Origin of the sequence: Legionella brunensis (assembly GCF_001467025.1) — a bacterium.
GTDB lineage: Bacteria > Pseudomonadota > Gammaproteobacteria > Legionellales > Legionellaceae > Tatlockia > Tatlockia brunensis.
Genome location: NZ_LNXV01000003.1, coordinates 233,165 through 252,911, shown reverse-complemented (window position 1 = coordinate 252,911; position 19,747 = coordinate 233,165). Strand labels below are relative to the sequence as shown.

Here is a 19,747-nt window from a genome sequence, read left to right as displayed (position 1 = left end):
TCATGACTGATAAATTAAGAAGAGTCGATAGATATAGACTCAGAGGAAAGACTCTCGCCTGCAATCCACATAATAAAGCCGCCCAGGTCTATCATATCAATATTTCTAAATCGTCTCGAAATAATTCGAAGTCACTCCAAATGACAATGTAAATCACTGGCTAACTTAGGCCTACTCATATTTTGTTAATTTTTTAAACATATAATTTAGATAAGAGCAATCTTACTTTGGAAGGGTAGCTAAATCATTTCTATCGTCAGAGTAAGTTTTTAGTCTTTTGCCGCCCCAAACACGCTAAAAACTGCCAAATGTACGATAATAATATAAACATATAAATCAATTATTGATCCACTTGATTAATTGTTTTATACAACTTATAAAATCCTGAAGGGTTATACATGGCTAGATACACTGAAGAATTTGTTAATCTATTTTCCTTTGTAGAGTTACAACAAATTGGTTCGTTCATAGAAAATCTTAATATCGATGACGTTAAGATATTGCGCTCAGTCGTTCTGCAAAAAATAACGGACAACGATCGTCGAAGAGTCCTACAACAATTCTTAACCAAGCGCGAACAGCAAATTCGCGAAGATCCTGAAAAAGCGGATGCTCTTTCTGAAGCGACTCAACAAAATATCGGTGTAAATGCCCAACTGGAAGATTTAGCCAAAAAGTTCATCACAAAAACCCTGTCCAACCTGACTCATGATGAGGCAAAGAAAACATTCCTTGAATTAGCAAAGAATGAGGAGTTGTTTTTTCTTGAATATAAACTGAGCACATACCACCTTGAACATGAGAAAGCATTCCATCTTGCATTAAGCGCTGAAATAGACCGACGGAAGCAAGAAAACACTTGGCAAGAGTCTGATAATAAGATTTGGCAAGAACAGCAGGGAAATCCTCACTGGGAGTTAGATGAATGGAAAAAAGTAATTGCAAAGATTGATGAGGTTAATTTAGAGCTTCGCAATAAAAAGCCAGATCCCCCACCGGTTGAAGAGCCTAAAAAATCGCAACCATCCTGGTTATCTAAAGCCTGGTCTGATGCCAAAAACTTTTTATTCAATGCGTTTGTATTTTTCGGTTTTTTTGATGTTAAACCAAAAAATAAAAATCCCTATAAGGTCGAAATCTCAGCAGAAGAGCAAAAATCTATAGAGGAAATGCGCGTCCATGGCGCACAACGCATCGCCAATATAACTGAAGTATCAAGGGTAGGTGAACTACAAGAGGCTCAGGAAACTACAGTCGAAAACCAAACAAAAAAGATCATGTCTCGATTCGGAATGGTCCTGGCATCACAAATGGTTGCTGGTACCAAAAGTAACAATCATGGTGATTTGCTGAATGTGATCGGATCTTTAACAGAACCAGAAGATAGTGATGACAAGGTTAACCAAATAAATAGAGCAATTAAACGGGTAATCCCTAAAGAAGATAATCCCTTACAAGGAGAGCATGCTTGTGCCATCGGAGGAGTTCCTTTTTTTGTTACCGCACTCGAGTCAGAGGTGGTCGACAAAATAGTCCACTCCCCTGAATACTTTAGTCAATATGGGTTACATCTATCAGAAAGCGAAAGAGCTCAGATAGAGCTTTACCAACAAAACATGGAGCGCTCACGCGACTTAAGTAATGCTCTATATGCGGTATGTACCTCTTGGGGAGGATACGAAAAAGATGGACAGGGTTACAAAAAATCTGAAGAATTTGATAAAAAACAACAAGCATTTGAAAAGCGACTTAAAACCGCCAGTAAAGCATTACAGCAAGCCTGCGCTGAGCTAGAAGATGGCCAATCCTTATATTTGGAAACAGGATTAGAAAAGCATGCAATGCAACTGGTCATCAAAAAAGTAGGTAATGAATTTAAATTATCGACTTACGACTCCTCGGGCGCTTTGGAAAATACATCGCTTAGCCAGAGTTTTATCGGTTTAATAAAACTATCACGTCTTCGAAGCAGTGGGGCAATGAGAAAAAATGAACTGTCCTTTTCTATTCCACAGGAACGTTTAATTTCAGCAAAAGGCCTGGATTATTTAAGTTATTTAATACGCACCAAATCGCCAGCAGGCCACGCACAAACGCACATAGAGCATAATCTTAAGAGTTCTTCAATGGAAGAGCGAAGCCATATGGGATGGTTAAGGCGGGTGTTAGCGCTGAGGCAACAGTCCTTCAAATACGCCTACTACATGGAGCACTTTGGCTCTATCGCCTCTCCTGATGCACCTCCTAAATTTGGCGACTTACTACAGCGCCCCCAAAATACCCAAAACTGTTTTGCCAAAAAAGCACAATCCTGCGAACTCTACGAGCTCGGTAAATCCACTTATAAAAAATTTAGGCTCGCTACCTTACTTGAACAACGAGATGGATTACTGAAAGACATTGAACGGGGAAAAGGCCGTTTTATTAATGATGAATATGTCCCCATGCTTCAAGGCATTGAGCCCGAATATTTATCTCCATCCGAATTGCAAGAGGTATCCAGGCGATTATGTGAGGTCAAAGAACCGCCATCTAAGGAATATTATCAGAAATATTTTAAAGCCTTGCTGGATGCCAGAGAAAAACTGGCTCAAGTTAAGAATAGTAACAATCAATTAGCAATACAGCGTATTGATGCCAAAATTGCAAGCCATGCAAAATCTTATTATTTATTCTTAAAGCAAGGCAAGCGACAACAAGAAATTGAAGCAATTTTTTCGCCTGCCGTATCCGCCAAAAATTCCTCATTCAACTGGGATTCCGCAGTAATGCCTTTAAAAACGGATTCGAGTGGTAAGATAGAACCCCATGCCCTGGAGAAGTTAAGTGAGCATGCTGCGGCTCAAGCCTGGAAAGCAACGATCCAATTACTCAACCATCAGATTAAAAAGCTTAGCGTCAATGAGCGCCATATCCAATCAGAAAATGAACGATTACCCCATGCCAGTTATCGCCAGGCTTCCAAGAAAGTGACACTCCATGATTTAGAAAATGCCAATATTGTCAGCTTTACTGAAGGTTTTGCCAGAAAAGACAACATTAAAATTGAAATTAATATTGGCGGGAAACAAAGGGAAATTGACAAGGCGACCTTCTTTAAATTGGTTGTCAAAAATAAAGAATCATTAACCAATCCCAAAGTGATTGGTCTGTTAGATTATTTACGCAATGCTTCACCAGAAATTGAAGCACGGTACGTCAAAGAAGTCTACCCAACGCAACGCAAAACCTTTGAGGAAAAACTTAAAGACAGTGCGGATAAAACAGAACAATCACTGCAAAGTGCTATTAAAAAGCTTGCTGTAAGCCAAAACCGAGTATTTCTCATGCTTAAGCAAGCTCGCACAAATATAAGGTTCATTGAGAAACAAATTGCAGAAGAAAAGCTCGATAATCCAGACAGAAGTTCTGTAAGGTTAAGAAATTTAGAGCTACGTCGTGACCTCTTGAAAAGCGAACAACAAGAGTATGAAAAGTTGCATACGTCTGTTTCTACTAAAATTCAATACCTCCAACAACTTGCTAATGTTAAAGGTTCACCGGCGAATAAAATTGCCAAGGCAAGGGATTTGGTTGACAGGTTACAAGGGAACCATAAGGATTTACAGACCATTAATGCGGTAAGCCATGCTTTTGTCCAAGCCCAAGGTGAGCTTGCCAGTGCTGAAGAAACCTTAGATAGTAAGTTAAAAGAGTTTCAAGTAGACATTGAAAATGGGATAGCGAATCGAGATCTGCTCCTAAATCAGTCTCGCCAGAAAATTATCAATAATCATCTACAAACGAATGCCGAGTACCGAATACTTGATGACCTTTCCGCGGGAAAAATGGGAACTGAGAAAGATCGCAATCCAGAAATGTATCAACAATCCGCATCAAAGCGTGCCGAGTTTTTTAAACAAGGAAAAAATACGTTCAAACCTGACTCCGTATTTTACAAAATCCAGCATTTAAATCAAAAGCTTAAAACGCAAGTGGGTGAAATTGTCGAACGAAAAGTCATATTAGACACCGACTTTGCTGACGCAAGCAATCTGACCTCACTTGCAAGTGCCAAGCAAGAATTCATTAGGATGGATAAGCAGGCACAAGAAATCAGTCAACAACCGATTCCAGAAGAAATTAAAGAGGTCTGGGTTCGTGAGATGTTTAAAATTTGGTTACAACACACAAGCCCCGACCTTTTATACAGAATTCAAAAGCCAAATCAATCCGAATCTGCTCTCCGTGAGGGCATTAATCATGCGTTTCATCATTTTATAGAGCAAAAGGCAAACATTAAATATGCAGCCCTTAAGGAGGCAGGCTATCCCATAGAATTGACGACAGAACAAATGAAAAACCTGGGGTGGAAACCGATTAGCGAACAAGAAATCGACACGTTTCACCAGGAACGTAAGAAAATGGCAAGCCTCATCTTAAGGCGATTTAAAAAAGTGATGGGAAGCACTGTCTCTAAACCTAAAGAAAAAACACCAGCACTAGCGCCGGTTCAGCTAAACCAAAGGGACTTATTAGCGCAACATGAAAGTTTTACAAAGACCAACGCATTTGTACTGCCCAATGAAGTTTTCTTATCACAGACAGCCAAGGAAGCAATGGATGGGAGCACCTTAACCTTTTTACGAGAGCACCCAATGCCTCATCATGAAGGGGAGTCAAAAGCAGAATGCGAACGCTATTTCCATGAGGTAAAAAATTATCTGCATCAATTAAAAAGACATAGCTCCTTAGAGAATAAAGCACAGCGTATTAACGAATTCTGTCACCTTTCTGCGGCCAAAATTTTTAATTTACCCTACCCCCCACCGCAAGAATTGGTATTGGAGATAGCCAACACCCTGATTGATCACTACAGAGACGATGGAAATTCCATTAAAGATTCTTTTCTAAAATTAGAAAATAATGAGCGCGTGCAAGTCTTAACGGCTTTAATCAAATTGAGCCTATCACAAATTCCGGGAGATGAGTCTGGAAAGGCCACAGTTAACTCAAAATTCTATTCAACCATTAAACAATGGGAACGGCTGATTGTGCCTCCTGATGGCGCCATGTCAAGAAAAATTGCCATGCTAGCGCCCGGGGGAACAGAACCGAAGGATATTACTCTATTCAAAGAAATAGATATTGCATTACATGAATCCCCTGTGAGTTTAGAAGGGCTCTATGAGGGGCAAAAAGGATTACAAATCGCGTTAACATCCTATGGTCAAGAAAAATCAGGTACAGGGAGTGATCCCAGGCTACGCAAATTAGCCGATCGCTTAGGCATGCGTAATGGGGATGCTTTACTCGCCCATCAATTTCTTGCCTACTACTCCAATCCAGACTTACTGCTGTCTACTGACGGCATTAACAGCACGCAAGGCCGCGAACTTTTTTCTAGAGCGTTGCTAGATGCCTTTCAACAGGCCACAGAGGTAGAAAAACATGAACTGCTCAATTTCTTAAAGGCACTTCAATTTAATGAGCCACGTTTTAATGACAGTGAGTGGTGTAACCTTTATACCCCCCATCAAGCCTTCATCGAGGAGCTTTTACTTCGGTGCGCCAATCTTTCACCCAAACTCTTTCAAAACAATACCAAGTATCAAGATATCTATGATACACCCAAGACAATGGAGTTAATTACTACGTTCACAGATGCCTCAAATACAGAAGGGTCAGACCGATTACTAGGATTTGCAAAAGAAGTTAATTTACTGTCGTTAAAAATTAAACATGAGCTTCTGCAAGAGCCCATCAATACTGAGGTTCTGGATACGCTCTATGCCCAATTGATCTGTGCTAATTTAGCGTATCAATTAATTCTTGACCAAGCGTCTGAAGATGTTCTTGATAATCTTCAAACCAATTTTGAATACACCCGAGAAATGTCCTTAGCTCAGACTAATATCAATCAGCTACACGAGCAACTGCTTGAATTTTCAAGCCAGTTAGCGGTTAATAATCGGGCTGAACTCTTTAATAGCGTTTTTAGTCAATATGCCCGTGACCAAAAATTTGATGGCCCTAAAGTCAACATTTCCTCACCCTCCTCTTCAGACATTCCAGGCTTTATTACCTTAGGCGGCAACAAAAGCTTAGATGTGCTACACGGTGTTATTTATGTGGGCAATAGTAAATTAGGGGTAATGCCTACTTACCTGCAATCGCATGTCGCTTTGCAGGAATTAGGACTTAACAATCTTCCCTTCAAGCCTCAAAGCGGCGGCTTTGTTTATGTGGAAGACAACGAAGTCAAAGCCTCAGTCATCCAACTTGATGGCAATCTTATTGTTCAGAGGGAGTTACGAACATTAAACGGTCAGGCGGAAATGCTTCAGTACATTTCTCCAGAAAAGATGGACTCAGTCCCCCTGGCCCTAAAAAGCAGGCTGAATGCTGAACATTTCTTCATTGATTCAAAAGGAAACATACACGCTTACACGTCTGACTTTAAACCCATTCTACAGCTTTCCCAGCAAAATGGACGATGGACTGGCGTTTTATTAGACCACCATGGCCTGCAAACCACTATCAACATCGATATTACGGGCGACTTCTCGATGATTGAGGATTTGTCCCGAGCTTTCCCACAAGATGAACTCATCCGAATCGATGAAAACAGTGTGTATGTCCCTGCCATTGCCAAATATGTCATTCAGGAAAAAAAAGGAGATTACTTTGTTGCGGATAACCTCACCGACAAGGCCTCTAGAAAACATCTTAAAGTCACGGAACAAGGTAGCGCGTTCACGGAAAAAGAATTGACCGACTCGGAGGTTAATGAAGTCCGCTTACTGACTCAGAAAATCCAAGGTTTGCAAAAAGACCTTTCTTTAATTACCCACTCCGATTTATTAAGCCAACAAGCCAAAAATAGAATCGAGAAGCAAATTAAACAGAGTGAGTCTCGAATTAAAGAAATTAAGAATCCTGAATACTTTGTGTTTGTTCCCGATTCAGAACACGTTAAAGCCCTTGAGAAAGAGCATTTAAAATTACGAGACGCAATGCAAGAAGCTTATGTTGCCTATAAAGAAGGAGGCAAGGACAGAGAGCAACTTACGACGCATTATGAAGAGGCCAAAAAAGCGTATTTACAAAGCAAGAACACCTTGCATAAGGCTTATGCCACAGCCAACCATTTGCGAACCTTTGATGTGCGAGAAGACACCGTTCACGCCAAAGATTTTCAAAGTATTCTTCATGTAGGATTAATACCCGGTAAAACCACGGTATTAAACCAATCCTTAGGGGCCAATGTCCCCAAATCCCCTTTAAAACCCAGCGAGCTTGAGGCATTAAGAAACCTCAAAGAACACTATCAAGAAAAAGAATCGCCCACAATGGAGGAGCGCTTTGCCAAGCTCATGTTGATTGGGACAGAACTGCAACATCATCTATTAGAACGAGAAGCGTCTTTAAGCGGTAAATTAAGTGACTGGGATAGAAGTGCCTACCCTCATTTAGTCGCTGAATTCACCAAAGAAGTCCAACAAATCCAAGCGCTATCCGGTGTCATTCCATTCAATCAATTCAGTGAACTATGGCGCGCCATACAATCTGAATTTGCCGCTGATAATGAATTACAACGCGTGTTTTCCAAAACAATCACGCCGGTGCTAACGGGTGAGCAAAAACCTATTAATATCAATGCCAAGACTTCCGAAATGCCCATTGAGTCCATCGGAGGTCGCCCCTTAGTCCAATTTGCCGGGTATAAAAACCCACACGCGCTTATTGACAAAGAGCAGATTGAACTTGAAGAACGTTTACGCAGTTTAGGGCAATTTAAAGCCTCCGTGGATGCCCAGGAAGAGGGGTATTATTACGAAAACTATGGCTTGTTTAATACCAATACGCTTGAAAAGTTGTTTAGTATCACGCCTGAACATACTGGGCTTGGCGGATTAACGAAAGCGCATGTCGCAACCCTCTTTAAGCAAATGCAAGACGCAAAATGGATCCACCCAGCCGACGGCATGGCGAACAAATACCAATTAGACCGCCATCCCAGTGAATTTTATTCGCCTGCGAAAATCGCAGGATACCTGGCTGAGCTGGGATTTGAGCGAAATCAGATCCGTACCATCTCTGACAGACTGCAAGTCTTCTTGTATCAAACGGCTGTCAATGGCGGCCGCTATTCCATCGATAAGAGCAACCGGAAAGAGTTGGTGCAACGAGTCGCGGAGGCTCAAAGAAAATGCAACATGGCGTATTTGTTAGCACTCGATAAACTGACATCCACCTTAGAAAAAGCTTCTTCAGAAATTACTTTTGCCGATTTGAATTCAGCTTATCTCTTAAATGACTACAGCAGCATTCTGGCTTATTTCCCTGAAAAAGAACGGAGCCAAATTGAGATTGTCCTTAAAAACGGTACCACCCGACTGTTGTATCACAAAACTGAATTGGATCATTTAAATGATATCCAAGAGACTTTCAACATGGGGCAAGATTCCAAGGCCCTTGCCATGTTGCATACCCGAAGAAACTACCAACTTGATAAACTTCTTGAATCTGAGCTGCCTTTGGATGAGAAGTCCACGAAAGAAGAGGTTTTAAAGGTTGAACAAGAGCAAAAAATGCAGCGCGCTTTCTTGCTGTTTGAATCCGAATTTGGTCATCGCTGTAATGCGCGTCAGGTCAGTATTTTCCATGGATTATTGCTCGATGACAAGACAGATCCCGATAAAATTGATGCCGCACAAGCTCGAATGGGATTTGGCAAAACCTCTTTGTTGCCGTTAGTGGCACTGTATAAAACCGGAGAAAAACTGGTTCGCTTTATTGTGCCCAAATCAGCACTTGAAACCAATACCGCCGATATGTCTCTCACGCTGACAAACATTCTCGGCCGCCGCGCGGTCAAAGATGACTTCCAGCGTTATCGCATCGCAACCGATCCCGAATCCAACATGGGTGAAAAGAGCCCGCGCTTAAAATCACTGCAAGATGCCAAGGCTGATTTGAAAAAGAGATTGATGCTCTATCAACGGGTGAGGGAAAACCGAGAGGTTCTAGTACAAGCGCCTAGTGTCCGCAATTCTTTAGAGTGCCAAGCCAAGATTTTCTTAGACCTGCTGCTGCGAGCCAGTAACGAGCCTTTACAACAAAAAGAGCTGATGGAATGCATCTCTTTGCTGAATGAAATTCGTTCATTAGAAACCATTTCTGTGTTTGACGAGTTGGATGCAACACAAGACCCAGCCACCACCGAAGTCAATTATACGGCAGGTGAGAAAATCGCACTGGATAGCACTGAAATTTATCCGTTAGAAGTGATTACCCAAACCATCAAAGCTTCAGAGGATAAATCCGTTACGCATTTGGCAACCACCCTGCTCCAACAGTTTGGCATCAACGATGACGACCACAGTCTGTTTAACTACATCACCTCATTGGAAGTCAAACAACCGGCTTCCGTCACAGCAGCAAACAGCACGGAAATTTATTTAATCCGCGCTATCCTGACCAATCCAGTGATGCTCAGTATTTTTACGGAAAAAGAACCAGGAACTGACTTTGGTGTTTGGTTTGAAAACGCCAAAGACGGTTCAAAATTGTATGATTATGAAGCCCTTCGAACAGGAAAAGACGCTTCATCCAGAACCCCTTTATTGATAGCCATCCCTTATTCCGCAGCCAACACGCCCAAACCTCAAGGCTCACGATTTGACAACCCCGAGGTGACTGCCATTACTAGCTTGCTGTATTACCTTGACCCAAGAACAGAACTCAACGAACAACCGCATTTAGAGTTTTTAATTGACGCCTTTAGAAAAGGCATTGGTGAAACCCCGTTCTTAAACCCATCAAGTGGACAACTCGATCCGGAATTTAAAACACTCGTTCAGGAAATTAAAGCATTAGCAGAAATTGAAGATCCACTCATTCGCAATGAAGCGCGAAAACAGTATTTCGCAACGCTTGAACCGCGCATGAAAGAGGGACAAATTCCACCCACCGCATTTCGCAAAATGTTGGCTCGTACCGTCATTCAAGAGCAAGTTAAATTTGATGCGGGAAAAGCCAACAGCAATCGCTACGAGCAAGGTACTGCTAATGATGCTGTGATTGGTTTTTCAGGCACAGCAGGGGATACCTCCTCTCATTTTAAAGTCAACATGCTTGACCCTGCGGCAGATGGCAACATGACCTTAGGCATTATGGGCAGGAAAAATTGCCAGGCCACCACTCCATTGAATACAACCAGCTTTACCCAAACAGGAGAAGACTATACCACGGCATTAATTAAGCAATTAGCAAGTTCCTTTTCACCCAATACAAGAACACTGATTGATGTCGGCGGCTTGTGCAAATCTTCCAATCGTGCCGTTGCCAAAGAAATAGCGATGCAACTGAAAAGTCAGGCAAGCCCACTGAAAGGGGTGATCTTCTATGATGATCTGACCAATATGAAAAAATTATTGGTCTTGGATTCTGCCAATAAGGAAAAGATTGTTGATTTAACCCCAGAGATGGTCAGTGAATCCGATCGAGAAGGCAGTTATTTTACCTATTATGACCAAAGCCACTCACGTGGTGCGGACATCAAACAGATGGATGGTGCTCATGCCCTACTCACTTTGAATTTCACGGTCACGAACAATGACTACAAACAAGCCATTATGCGGATGAGAAAGATTGTCGATAAAACATCAGGCCAATCCTTCTCTACCGCAGTGCCTGATACTGTTCGAGAAAAAATAATTAGCTATTTAGGACTTAAGAAAGAACACACGCTGACAGGCAATGATATTGCCTTCTGGCTAAGGCAGAGAGAACTTGAGAGCAATTTAAGCAACGTTTCTTTGCTCACGATGGAGTTAGACGCCGTCATAAAAAATGCCATTTTGCAGCAGCAAGCAGAGCTTACGAAGTTAATGTCGCCAACCCTGACTGAAACGCAAGTTGAAGCCTTCCGTGAATGCATCAAAGCCTTAAACAACATCTCCCCCTTTATTTCTGGCAGCAGCACTGATTTATATGCCAAATACGGTAAAGCCTATGGCCATGTGAAGAAAGAGGATTTTATCAGGGATTTAAAGACCTCCTTTGAGAAGCAATTGACCACTGTCTTTAGCGAAGTCAATCTCGCCAGACAGAAAATGAACCTACCTCTGGCGACGAATCAACAGCCCTATCTTGAGATGGAACAGCGCATTATCCAAAAACGTGAGGCACAACTCAGTGATGAATTTATTATTCCTTCCGCAAGCACAATGAATGAATCTCATTCAGAAACGGAAAACCAATCTGAGAGTCAATCCGAAAGTCAAAATCAGACACAAACCCACTCCTTTTCGGAAGTCGCCAATGAAGAAGTGGTGGTTGACGCCCAACTCAAAAAATATGACTTTCCCTTTGAGCCAGTCTCCATGTCTTATTTATCTAGCAGTGAAAACATGGAGCAGTTACCACGAGCAAGTAGCATTGCTCATATGTCCCATTTATTCAATGAAAACGATCCGGTTCGGTGCAGCCCTACTTATCTGCTGGATGAGCAATTAGACTTAGAGCATGGAAACCTAACCCCTCCACTGCAATATTTCCTCGCTCGAGAAGAAGGAAATCCCAAAGTAATTTTGATTAACCAAGATGAGGCCAATCGGTTTAAAGCAGCACCGGTTTCTCCTCCTTGGAGCCTGTATGATATCCGATTGAAAAAGGAAGAGACGCTTGCCCCCATTACAGGACCTGCAATTACCTCGTTGAAAGGTTCCCTCTTGAAAAAACTGTATTTTTCATCCTATAGGTATGACGTCAAACTAAAGAGTAGCAACCCCGCCCAATCGCTTGAAGGGATATATACCCCTGAGCAATTACAACCCTCGTTGACTATCGAGTTTAAATCCCATGCCCCTCAAGCTGGTGTTCCTTTTAAACTCCCTGCATGGGGCTTTTATGGCAACAAAAAACAAGACATTGGACTTCACATCGGCCGAACTAACCTCTCCATCAAAGACAAATATGAAAAGAAAGGCGTGACCATTTCCATTGGGGAAGGAGCCGACCGCACAGAAGTATTTATCTCTGCAAAGTTAAACAAACGCATTTTGGCTGAAATGCCTATGGATACTGAGTCTGAGATATCAGAGAAGACTCCCAAACTTAAGCAAATTAAAGAGCAGATTAATCAAGAATATGATGCGGCAATGAGTAAACGAACAGAGTTTAAAAAGGAATTAGCGTCACTTAAGGCAAAAAAGAAAAAAGTATTAGAGGATTACGACAAAAAAATAGCCGAATTAGAAACCAAGAAGAATGCAGCCATTGGCCGAGCTAAAGCCAGTATAGACAAAAGCTTTGGCGAATCAATGAAAGACCATCTAAATCGTAGAAAAATGCATGAAGATTTTCTAGCTAAAAATGTAGGCGCAATGTGCCGCCTAAAAATAGGAGACAATAAAGAGTTTGGTATAGAAGTCTTCGGGAAAACGTTTGCTGGTATAGACAAAGCAATCACCCATTGTTGTAATGAACTCTATGAGGAGAACAAAAAGCAGGCCTTGTCACCTACGGAGTTAGATAAAAAATTAAATGCCTATATTCAGGCTATTGCGAAAGCAACAGAGGAACGGTATCAAAAAGTAGCACAGTATAAAAGCAAAATTTTTACCCCAATTGAATCTTTATATGCAGCGGCTCAATCTTCACCACCTTGGCCAAAGAATAAATTAGAATTAGCGCTAAGAAAGGAATTGCAAGACATAAAACGGCAGTGGACGGATAGTAAGGAAAAAACCGATGACAAGAGACACAAAAAATGGAACCAATTTGTTAGTACTATTGAAGAAGCTACCAATTCAAGTAAAGGCTTACCCATTGATCAATTTCATCAAAAAGTAATTGATGGACTTACCAAATTCGCAGCCGATAATAAAATGGATGCGAATAAACTAATCAGTGTAATTATGCCCCGGCTTTGCTATTCCTTAAGCTCAGCGGAAAATATCCATGCTCCACCGAAGGTAGGATTTCCTGTAGTTGATCTCCCTCTAGATAGTAGTATTGTTGCCGTTAAAGAAGACATTAACAACTTCATTAAAAAGGGATTTCTTTTAGCAACGACTACTCCATCGCAAGAGCAATCAGCGTTCTTTGCAAGCCTCCATAGCCATGTAAAAGGGAAAATTAATAACCTTGATTACAAATTGCCTGATGTCCTTTTAGACCATGAAAAAGTCCCTATTTCCCCCATGGCGATTATGAAAGCTGTTAAACAAGTATTAGTGGGTCAAAGCATTCGTACGATTGACAGCGAATTTATTTCTCTATGCAGAGAATCGGCCTCATTTCTAGTAGGACGTAAAGCCGTTGAGAATATTCTGGACAATTATCAGCCTGTGGAAAACCGCTCTTCCAAGCTTGATCCCGTTGATGGCCAAGAAGCACAGATGTTTCCTTCCACCTATAAGGCTTTGGCAAAATTGGATGCGGAGGTTTTAGACATTCAACGACAAATTGATGAGGCGAAAGGTCTAAGAAAAGGAGATCTTGCGACAATACAGGAAAAAAAGGCCCAACTCCGGGAACAACTAAAACAACTTGAAGAAAATACCCTTGCTGAATTGAAGGCAGAAAAATCGGCTGTGAATAAATTACTCTCCGGCATCAAAAATCTATGGCAGGTTTTTGCCAGACATCAAGTTGCTCTTGAAAAAAATGAGCCAATAGCATTTCTTGAGAGCCACTTTGATCTAGAACGCATCATTCGCGATGATGTTTCAACTTCTGCAACTCTAACGTTTATGCCTCCTGAATTTTACGAGATAGAGCTAGATATGCAGAAGCAACAGCTACATATGCATGGCCTTGATGAAGCAGAGAGCAAAGCCAAACAATCTCTTGACATAGCTACAGTTATAATAAGAAATGACGCTGAGGCGATCCGACTAAGAGAATGTCATGTCATGCATGAATTCGAACATGTGTACAGCATTGATGAAATAGAAAGCCAACAAACCCTTGATAACACCACTGCAATAACCACTACAATGACAAGAGATAACATTGGAATACTAAAAAGAGAGAGCCATAGTCTGACTGAGAATACGGTTGCATCTAAAAAACTGTCTAAAGAGGGGCTGATCACAGAAGCCTCCGAATCATTGACAGAGGATTCTGTTTCCCAGAAGGAGGATGAGGCAGAAAAAGTGGAGAAGTCGAAAAAAGCATCCACATTATTTAAGCAAGAAGTAATCAAATTGAAGGAAGACAATACTCATGATCACACCCTTGTACCCAAGTAAGATATGACTCCTTCCTGCTAAATCAAAGATTTCTCTAATAATAGCCCCCCATGAAAAGGGTAGCTTATTTAACCGCCAAAACAGTTTATATCTCATCCACAATTATCTTTTTGACATAATCTGGCAACACTTCAGGGCTCTCTTGAATGTGGGGCATGTAAGGAGGCAAGCCTTTAATCATATCTTCTCGACAATAAACCTTGTTACTTGGAAAATACTCAAATAATAGTTGAACTTTCCCCGCTGTATCGGTACCTGCAATTTCAGCAATGAGCGCTAAAGCCAAATCTACGCCACTTGAAACACCACCAGCGGTCCAAATGTTTCCGGAAACAACTATTCTTTTTTCAATTACCTCGACATCACCGGCCGCTTTTAACTCATTGATAGCTCGCCAATAAGTAGTAGCTTGTTTATCTTGCAATAAATTGGCAGCCCTCAGCAGAAAAGTGCCAGTACATACTGATAAAATATATTCACAGTGCACTGCTTGTTGGCTAATAAAATCAATCACCGCTTTGTTGAATACCTGTTCCCGACGACCAGGACCTCCGGGAATAAGCAAAAAATCAAATTGCGGCGAATTAGAGAAGTCGCAGTGAGGTTTTAACATAATATTATTCTCTCCCTGCAATAATTCTGCTGTCTCTGCGACTAAATACATTTCTAATGCCCCACCTAAGATATTCTTCCAGGTAGCAAATACTTCCCAAGGGCCTATTACATCCATAGGTTGAACCCGCGGGTACAACAAAACACCTAAATTTTTATTGCTATTTTTGATTTGCACGAATAACACACCTATGGGAATTTTTTACCATGGTGAATTACTTTGTAGTGGATATCAAGAATAAAGCCGTAAGAAACCCGGATTACAACTTGTCTAATCCGGGCGGATATTTTCAATAAGATCTACTTAACACGGCTCCAGCTATGCAAGCACCAGTCACTAATCCTATTGCTAATGCAGGTTTAAAAAAATTAAAATGATTTGCTTTTTTTCCTACTTCATTTGATTTAGGTTCTTGTAACAGAGTGGGCCCATGTGGCGGACTTGCGTTCACAACAACACCTTTACGGGCTTTAATTGCTACTTTAGAAAATAGCATGTTATCTTTTTTTGCTTCCATGACATAATCACCTGGCGGGACATTGATAAATGCAACACCGCCATCCAGTGAAGTAGCCTCTAATTTTCTGATAAAAGGATTTGTTTTGTGGATAATTGGGAAAATACCAAAATAAAATGTTCTTGAATTTACACCGGGTGATAGGGTTACTTTAACATCTGCAACACCTTGTGGAATATCAGCCATAGTAGTATTCGGAGGAGTCACTGTCGCCGCAATCTGGCATGCTTGTGGATCTTCAGTCAAACCCATAGCAAAAGAAAGAAATTTATAAGCAATGTTTGACGGGACTTGGAATGAAATGTTTTTTAGAAAATTCGCATCATTTATTCCTTCCGGTGGAACTATCAAGGTTGCAGTTTGTGTCGTCTTATATCCAGACCAAAAAGATCCTGGCTTCTCAAAAACTAAAGTAATGGGCTCCCCAACAGGCCATTCAAATGGCCCAAATCTCCCGGCGGAGTCGGTCTGAAATTTTAATTTTTCATTTTCAAGTACAGTAACCGTTGCATCTGAAATTGCTTGTCCAGATATAAATGAACGCGCAAATCCGGATACTAATTGCGTACCACTTTTCATAATCAATGTCCTTTTAAAAGATCGGGGGTAAATCCATACTGCTACTTAGATTAGATGTCATCGTAATCCGAGATTAAGATATCATAACTCCCGCATAACTCAGCAGCGTTAATGCAGTTGAGATAATTTATGGCCAATGAAACCTAACAACTCGTTCATAAGGGTAACGATTGGTTATGTAAGAAGAGACTTACTTATTTAAGGTTAAGATAACATGAGTACCTAAACCTAGCTGGCTGTCTATTGCAAGCCGGCCATTATGATGTTCCATGATGGATTTAGCGATAGTCAAACCTAATCCAAGGCCTGCATTTTCCTGAGTTGTTCTATAATCTACGCGATAAAATCCTTGACATAAGAGAGGTAAATGCTCTTTCGATATACCAATCCCATTGTCCCTTATACAAATTTGAATGTTATCGCTGGTTTTTTCTATGCTTATTAGTACCCATCCACCCTTGTTGGTATAAGCTAGGCTATTATCTATTAAATTTGAAATAACGCGCTTAAATAAATGTTCATCGACTTCAATTTGAGCATCACCATTAACCTGAATTTCTATACTATTTTCATGAGCGATGGGATGGTAATACTCAATAATCGAACTGATTAATTGGTTTGCCGATAATTTTTTTAAATTTAATGGTAGCTGACCATGTTCACAGCGAGTTAAAAAAAGTAGATTTTCTATAAGTTGGTTTAAATTTTGATACTCTTCAAGATGAGTTTGTAAGACATTTTGGTAGGTTTCAACTGTTTGTGGTTTTGCCAGGGTTATTTCAGTGGCGGTTTGCAAATAGTGAATCGGGTTTCTTAATTCATGAGCCATACTCGCTGAAAACTGCTTGATATGGCTAAATGCACTTTCGATTCGAAACAACATGTTATTACAAGTCGCTGCTAATTCCTGCAGCTCTTTGGGATTTCCTTCATAAGGTAATCGTTTATCCAGGGATGATGCGCTAATAGATGCAAGCTCATCAGTAAATTTTTTGATAGGTTTCATACTTTTTTTTGCAAGCAGATAACTGGCTATAATGATGATCAAAGTAGAAAACCAAAGCCCTGCGAAGAACTTTTTAATACAGACTTGAGTTAATAAATAACTATAATGCTCATGATTCAAATGTGACTGCTGGAGCAATTCTCTCATTGGGGGATACACTAACCCAGTAATTACAGACAATATCAGCACGGTGGAGCAGATAAATATCAACAATAAGCGGTTGGTGATAGACATTGACTTAGCGGACTTCCAATACATAGCCTACCCCCCTGACTGTATGGATCAATTTCGTTGAGTCTGCCGTATCTACTTTTTCCCTTAAACGTTTAATAGCCACATCAATGATGTTTGTATTAGAGTCAAAATGAATATCCCAAACTTGCTCGGCAATACTCGTCCTTGACAGTACCTCGCCACTTCGTCGCAACATTAGCGTCAGTAACTTAAATTCTTTTGCTGTTAAAGTTAACTTCCTTTCACCCCGTTTTGCAGTATGCTTTTGTAAATCTAAGGTAAGATCATCTATGCTTAATAATATAGGATTATCATGAGGTTTTCTTCGCAACAGGGATTTTACACGGGCGAGAAGTTCATTGAATGAGAAGGGTTTAATAAGGTAATCATATGCTCCCATTTCAAGTCCTCTGACACGACTATCCACATCGTCACAAGCAGAAAGCATCAAAACAGGTAAGTCTGGTTTTAGTTCACGAATCTTTTCAAGTACAGTCCAGCCATCCATAATTGGCAACATAACATCCAAAACGACAACATCGTAGTTAATTTCGGATAATTGATAGATTGCTTCTGCGCCATCATATACCGCATCTGCTTGAAATTGATACTCATTAAATCCTTTACAGATAAAATCAGCCGTTCTTTTTTGATCTTCAACAATTAATAGTCGCATAGAGTCTTTTTTGCATAAATTTTGCCCAATTATACCATAAAAAAGCCTACCAAGCCTAATGAATTAGATTACAATTTTGTAATCTTGCTGTCACTCTTCTGACAGATTCAATTGCTTATCATGAAATCATTTATTACTTAATGAAATTAAGATGAGTAAAGACAACTCTGGTGCATCAAAACTAGAATCCACATTAAGGTTTTTTAATAGCAAGCTGACTGACTTAAATGATAAAAGACTGCAGCTTAATCGTAGTAAAGGCCTAGCAAAATATTTAGCAAAATCGCAAAAAAATAGAAGAGATTTTGCCCCTTTAGATACGTCATTAGGAATTCTGAGTTTTTCTCTTTATATGCTTCGATTTTCAGCCAACATTGGTTTATTAATTCAGCTCATTTTGGCCGAATCCCAAGAAAGAACTGATCATAAAATACGAAGAGATTTATGCTACAGTCTTGTCAATGACAGCTTATGGTGCGTTGTTAATCTGACTCAATTTTTTTGGTTATCTTACAGAAACTCAAATTCTGCAGGTCTTCATGGAATGCAATTAGAGACACTAGCACAGTTTATTGACATGTTAGTGATAATTATTCGCTACCAACAAGACAAGAAGGAGCATGATTTAAAATATAATCAATCGACGAGTATAGAGCGAGCACGTTTAGCAATCGAATGGCAGAATAAAGAGCTAAATTTTCTTCGCTCCTTACTCACTGGCTTATCGATAGGAATAGTTTTTGGGTTATTCTCCTTTTCTGTAGTCGCAGTACCACTTTCACCTATCGTATCCGCTATTGTGCTACTCAGCTCACTTTTACGAGTTTTAATCGCTACAGAGAAAGACCGGCAATTAATACATCAACTCAAACTTAATAAGAATAGTCCACAACAAATCATGCGCGAAGAGTTGGCGATGACGAATGCTCGTCTAAAGGATTTAAATCAAATAACTTTTAACAACTTTTTCTTACCCATAGGACTTTTTTTACTGCTCACAACACCATTGTCCCTGGCCATTATAACCTGCATAAGTATGTTATTGATGCACTATTTGCTCGCTAATTTAATTAATATGAAGTATTCACTTAATTCCTCTGTCTCAGCAACGACTCAACCCGTTGAGGTGACTAATCTACTGAAGTACGTATAGCTCAGTGACTAATTTTGAAATTGGATCATTAATTATAATTTTTGATAATATAACCAACTATTCATTAGCGGAATAACCATGCCCCAATCAATGATTACCAAATTAAGATTTAAAAAGTTAATTATCCTATTTTGGACGTTGTGGTGGTTGATTGCCTTATGGACAGATGTTGTCGGCCTGATGGCTCATTATGGTCTGCTCAACAAAAGTTGGGCTCCTGATATAAACTATCCCTTCCTGCTTGCTTCTTTAGAAATGTACAAGGCTCCAGAATGGGTAACCCAGGTTGCATTTATAGGGATTCTTTCTTTGTCCTTCCTCTCCACCTTGGCTTTTTGTTGGGCAAGCGCTGGACTACACCGTGAAGAACATTACTGGCTGCCGCGTGCGGATCTAGCCTTTATCGTTTCACTTAGCTTTTGGATGGCATTTTTCATTGCCGATCAATTGGTGATGAAATTTGACCTGGAGGAAAACCATATGGTTCAAGGCGGCTTTCAACTGCTTACGTATTTGTCGCTTTATCTACTGCCGTCTCAAAATAATCAGCAGTCACAGTCCTAACTTATTATTCATAGACTTATGTGATGCCGTTTTATAGCAGTTGTTCATTTAATAAGAGCCTGCTTACCCAATCGAACAGAGGAGAAAGAAAGCAGCTATTGTTTTTCCTGTTAACCTATTTCGCGCAAATAAGGCCATGATATTATTATCATATTAATTAAA

Annotated in this window: 7 protein-coding genes; 3 read left to right on the top strand and 4 right to left on the bottom strand. The window is 40.4% G+C overall.

Annotated features, from left to right (window positions below):
• Positions 1 to 398 precede the first annotated feature (398 nt).
• Positions 399 to 14,243, top strand: a complete 13,845-nt coding sequence (locus tag Lbru_RS01420) for a DUF3638 domain-containing protein (protein WP_065235404.1) — start codon at positions 399 to 401, stop codon at positions 14,241 to 14,243.
• A gap of 85 nt (positions 14,244 to 14,328) precedes the next feature.
• Here the strand turns inward: Lbru_RS01420 and Lbru_RS01415 are convergent, their stop codons facing one another.
• The 4 genes from Lbru_RS01415 to lciR all read right to left on the bottom strand — a co-directional run bounded on the left by Lbru_RS01415 (position 14,329) and on the right by lciR (position 17,868).
• Positions 14,329 to 15,033, bottom strand: a complete 705-nt coding sequence (locus Lbru_RS01415) for a DJ-1/PfpI family protein (protein WP_238583801.1) — start codon at positions 15,031 to 15,033, stop codon at positions 14,329 to 14,331.
• Positions 15,034 to 15,145: 112 nt separating this feature from the next.
• Positions 15,146 to 15,952, bottom strand: coding sequence for a hypothetical protein (locus Lbru_RS01410; RefSeq protein ID WP_058440392.1), 807 nt, complete (start codon positions 15,950 to 15,952; stop codon positions 15,146 to 15,148).
• 190 nt (positions 15,953 to 16,142) lie between these two features.
• Complete coding sequence (locus tag Lbru_RS01405; protein WP_058440391.1) at positions 16,143 to 17,216, bottom strand: ATP-binding protein; 1,074 nt, start codon at positions 17,214 to 17,216, stop codon at positions 16,143 to 16,145.
• Positions 17,197 to 17,868 carry a copper-responsive two-component system response regulator LciR gene (lciR, locus tag Lbru_RS01400; RefSeq protein WP_058440390.1) on the bottom strand — a complete coding sequence of 224 codons (672 nt, stop codon included), beginning with the start codon at positions 17,866 to 17,868 and terminating at the stop codon, positions 17,197 to 17,199. Before lciR ends, Lbru_RS01405 begins: the two co-directional genes overlap by 20 nt.
• A 151-nt stretch (positions 17,869 to 18,019) precedes the next feature.
• Between lciR and Lbru_RS01395 the strand changes: the two genes are divergently transcribed.
• On the top strand, positions 18,020 to 19,021 hold the full coding sequence (locus Lbru_RS01395; RefSeq protein WP_058440389.1) for a hypothetical protein: 1,002 nt from the start codon (positions 18,020 to 18,022) through the stop codon (positions 19,019 to 19,021).
• A 78-nt stretch (positions 19,022 to 19,099) separates the two neighbouring features.
• Positions 19,100 to 19,585 carry a hypothetical protein gene (locus Lbru_RS01390; protein WP_058440388.1) on the top strand — a complete coding sequence of 162 codons (486 nt, stop codon included), beginning with the start codon at positions 19,100 to 19,102 and terminating at the stop codon, positions 19,583 to 19,585.
• Positions 19,586 to 19,747 lie beyond the last annotated feature (162 nt).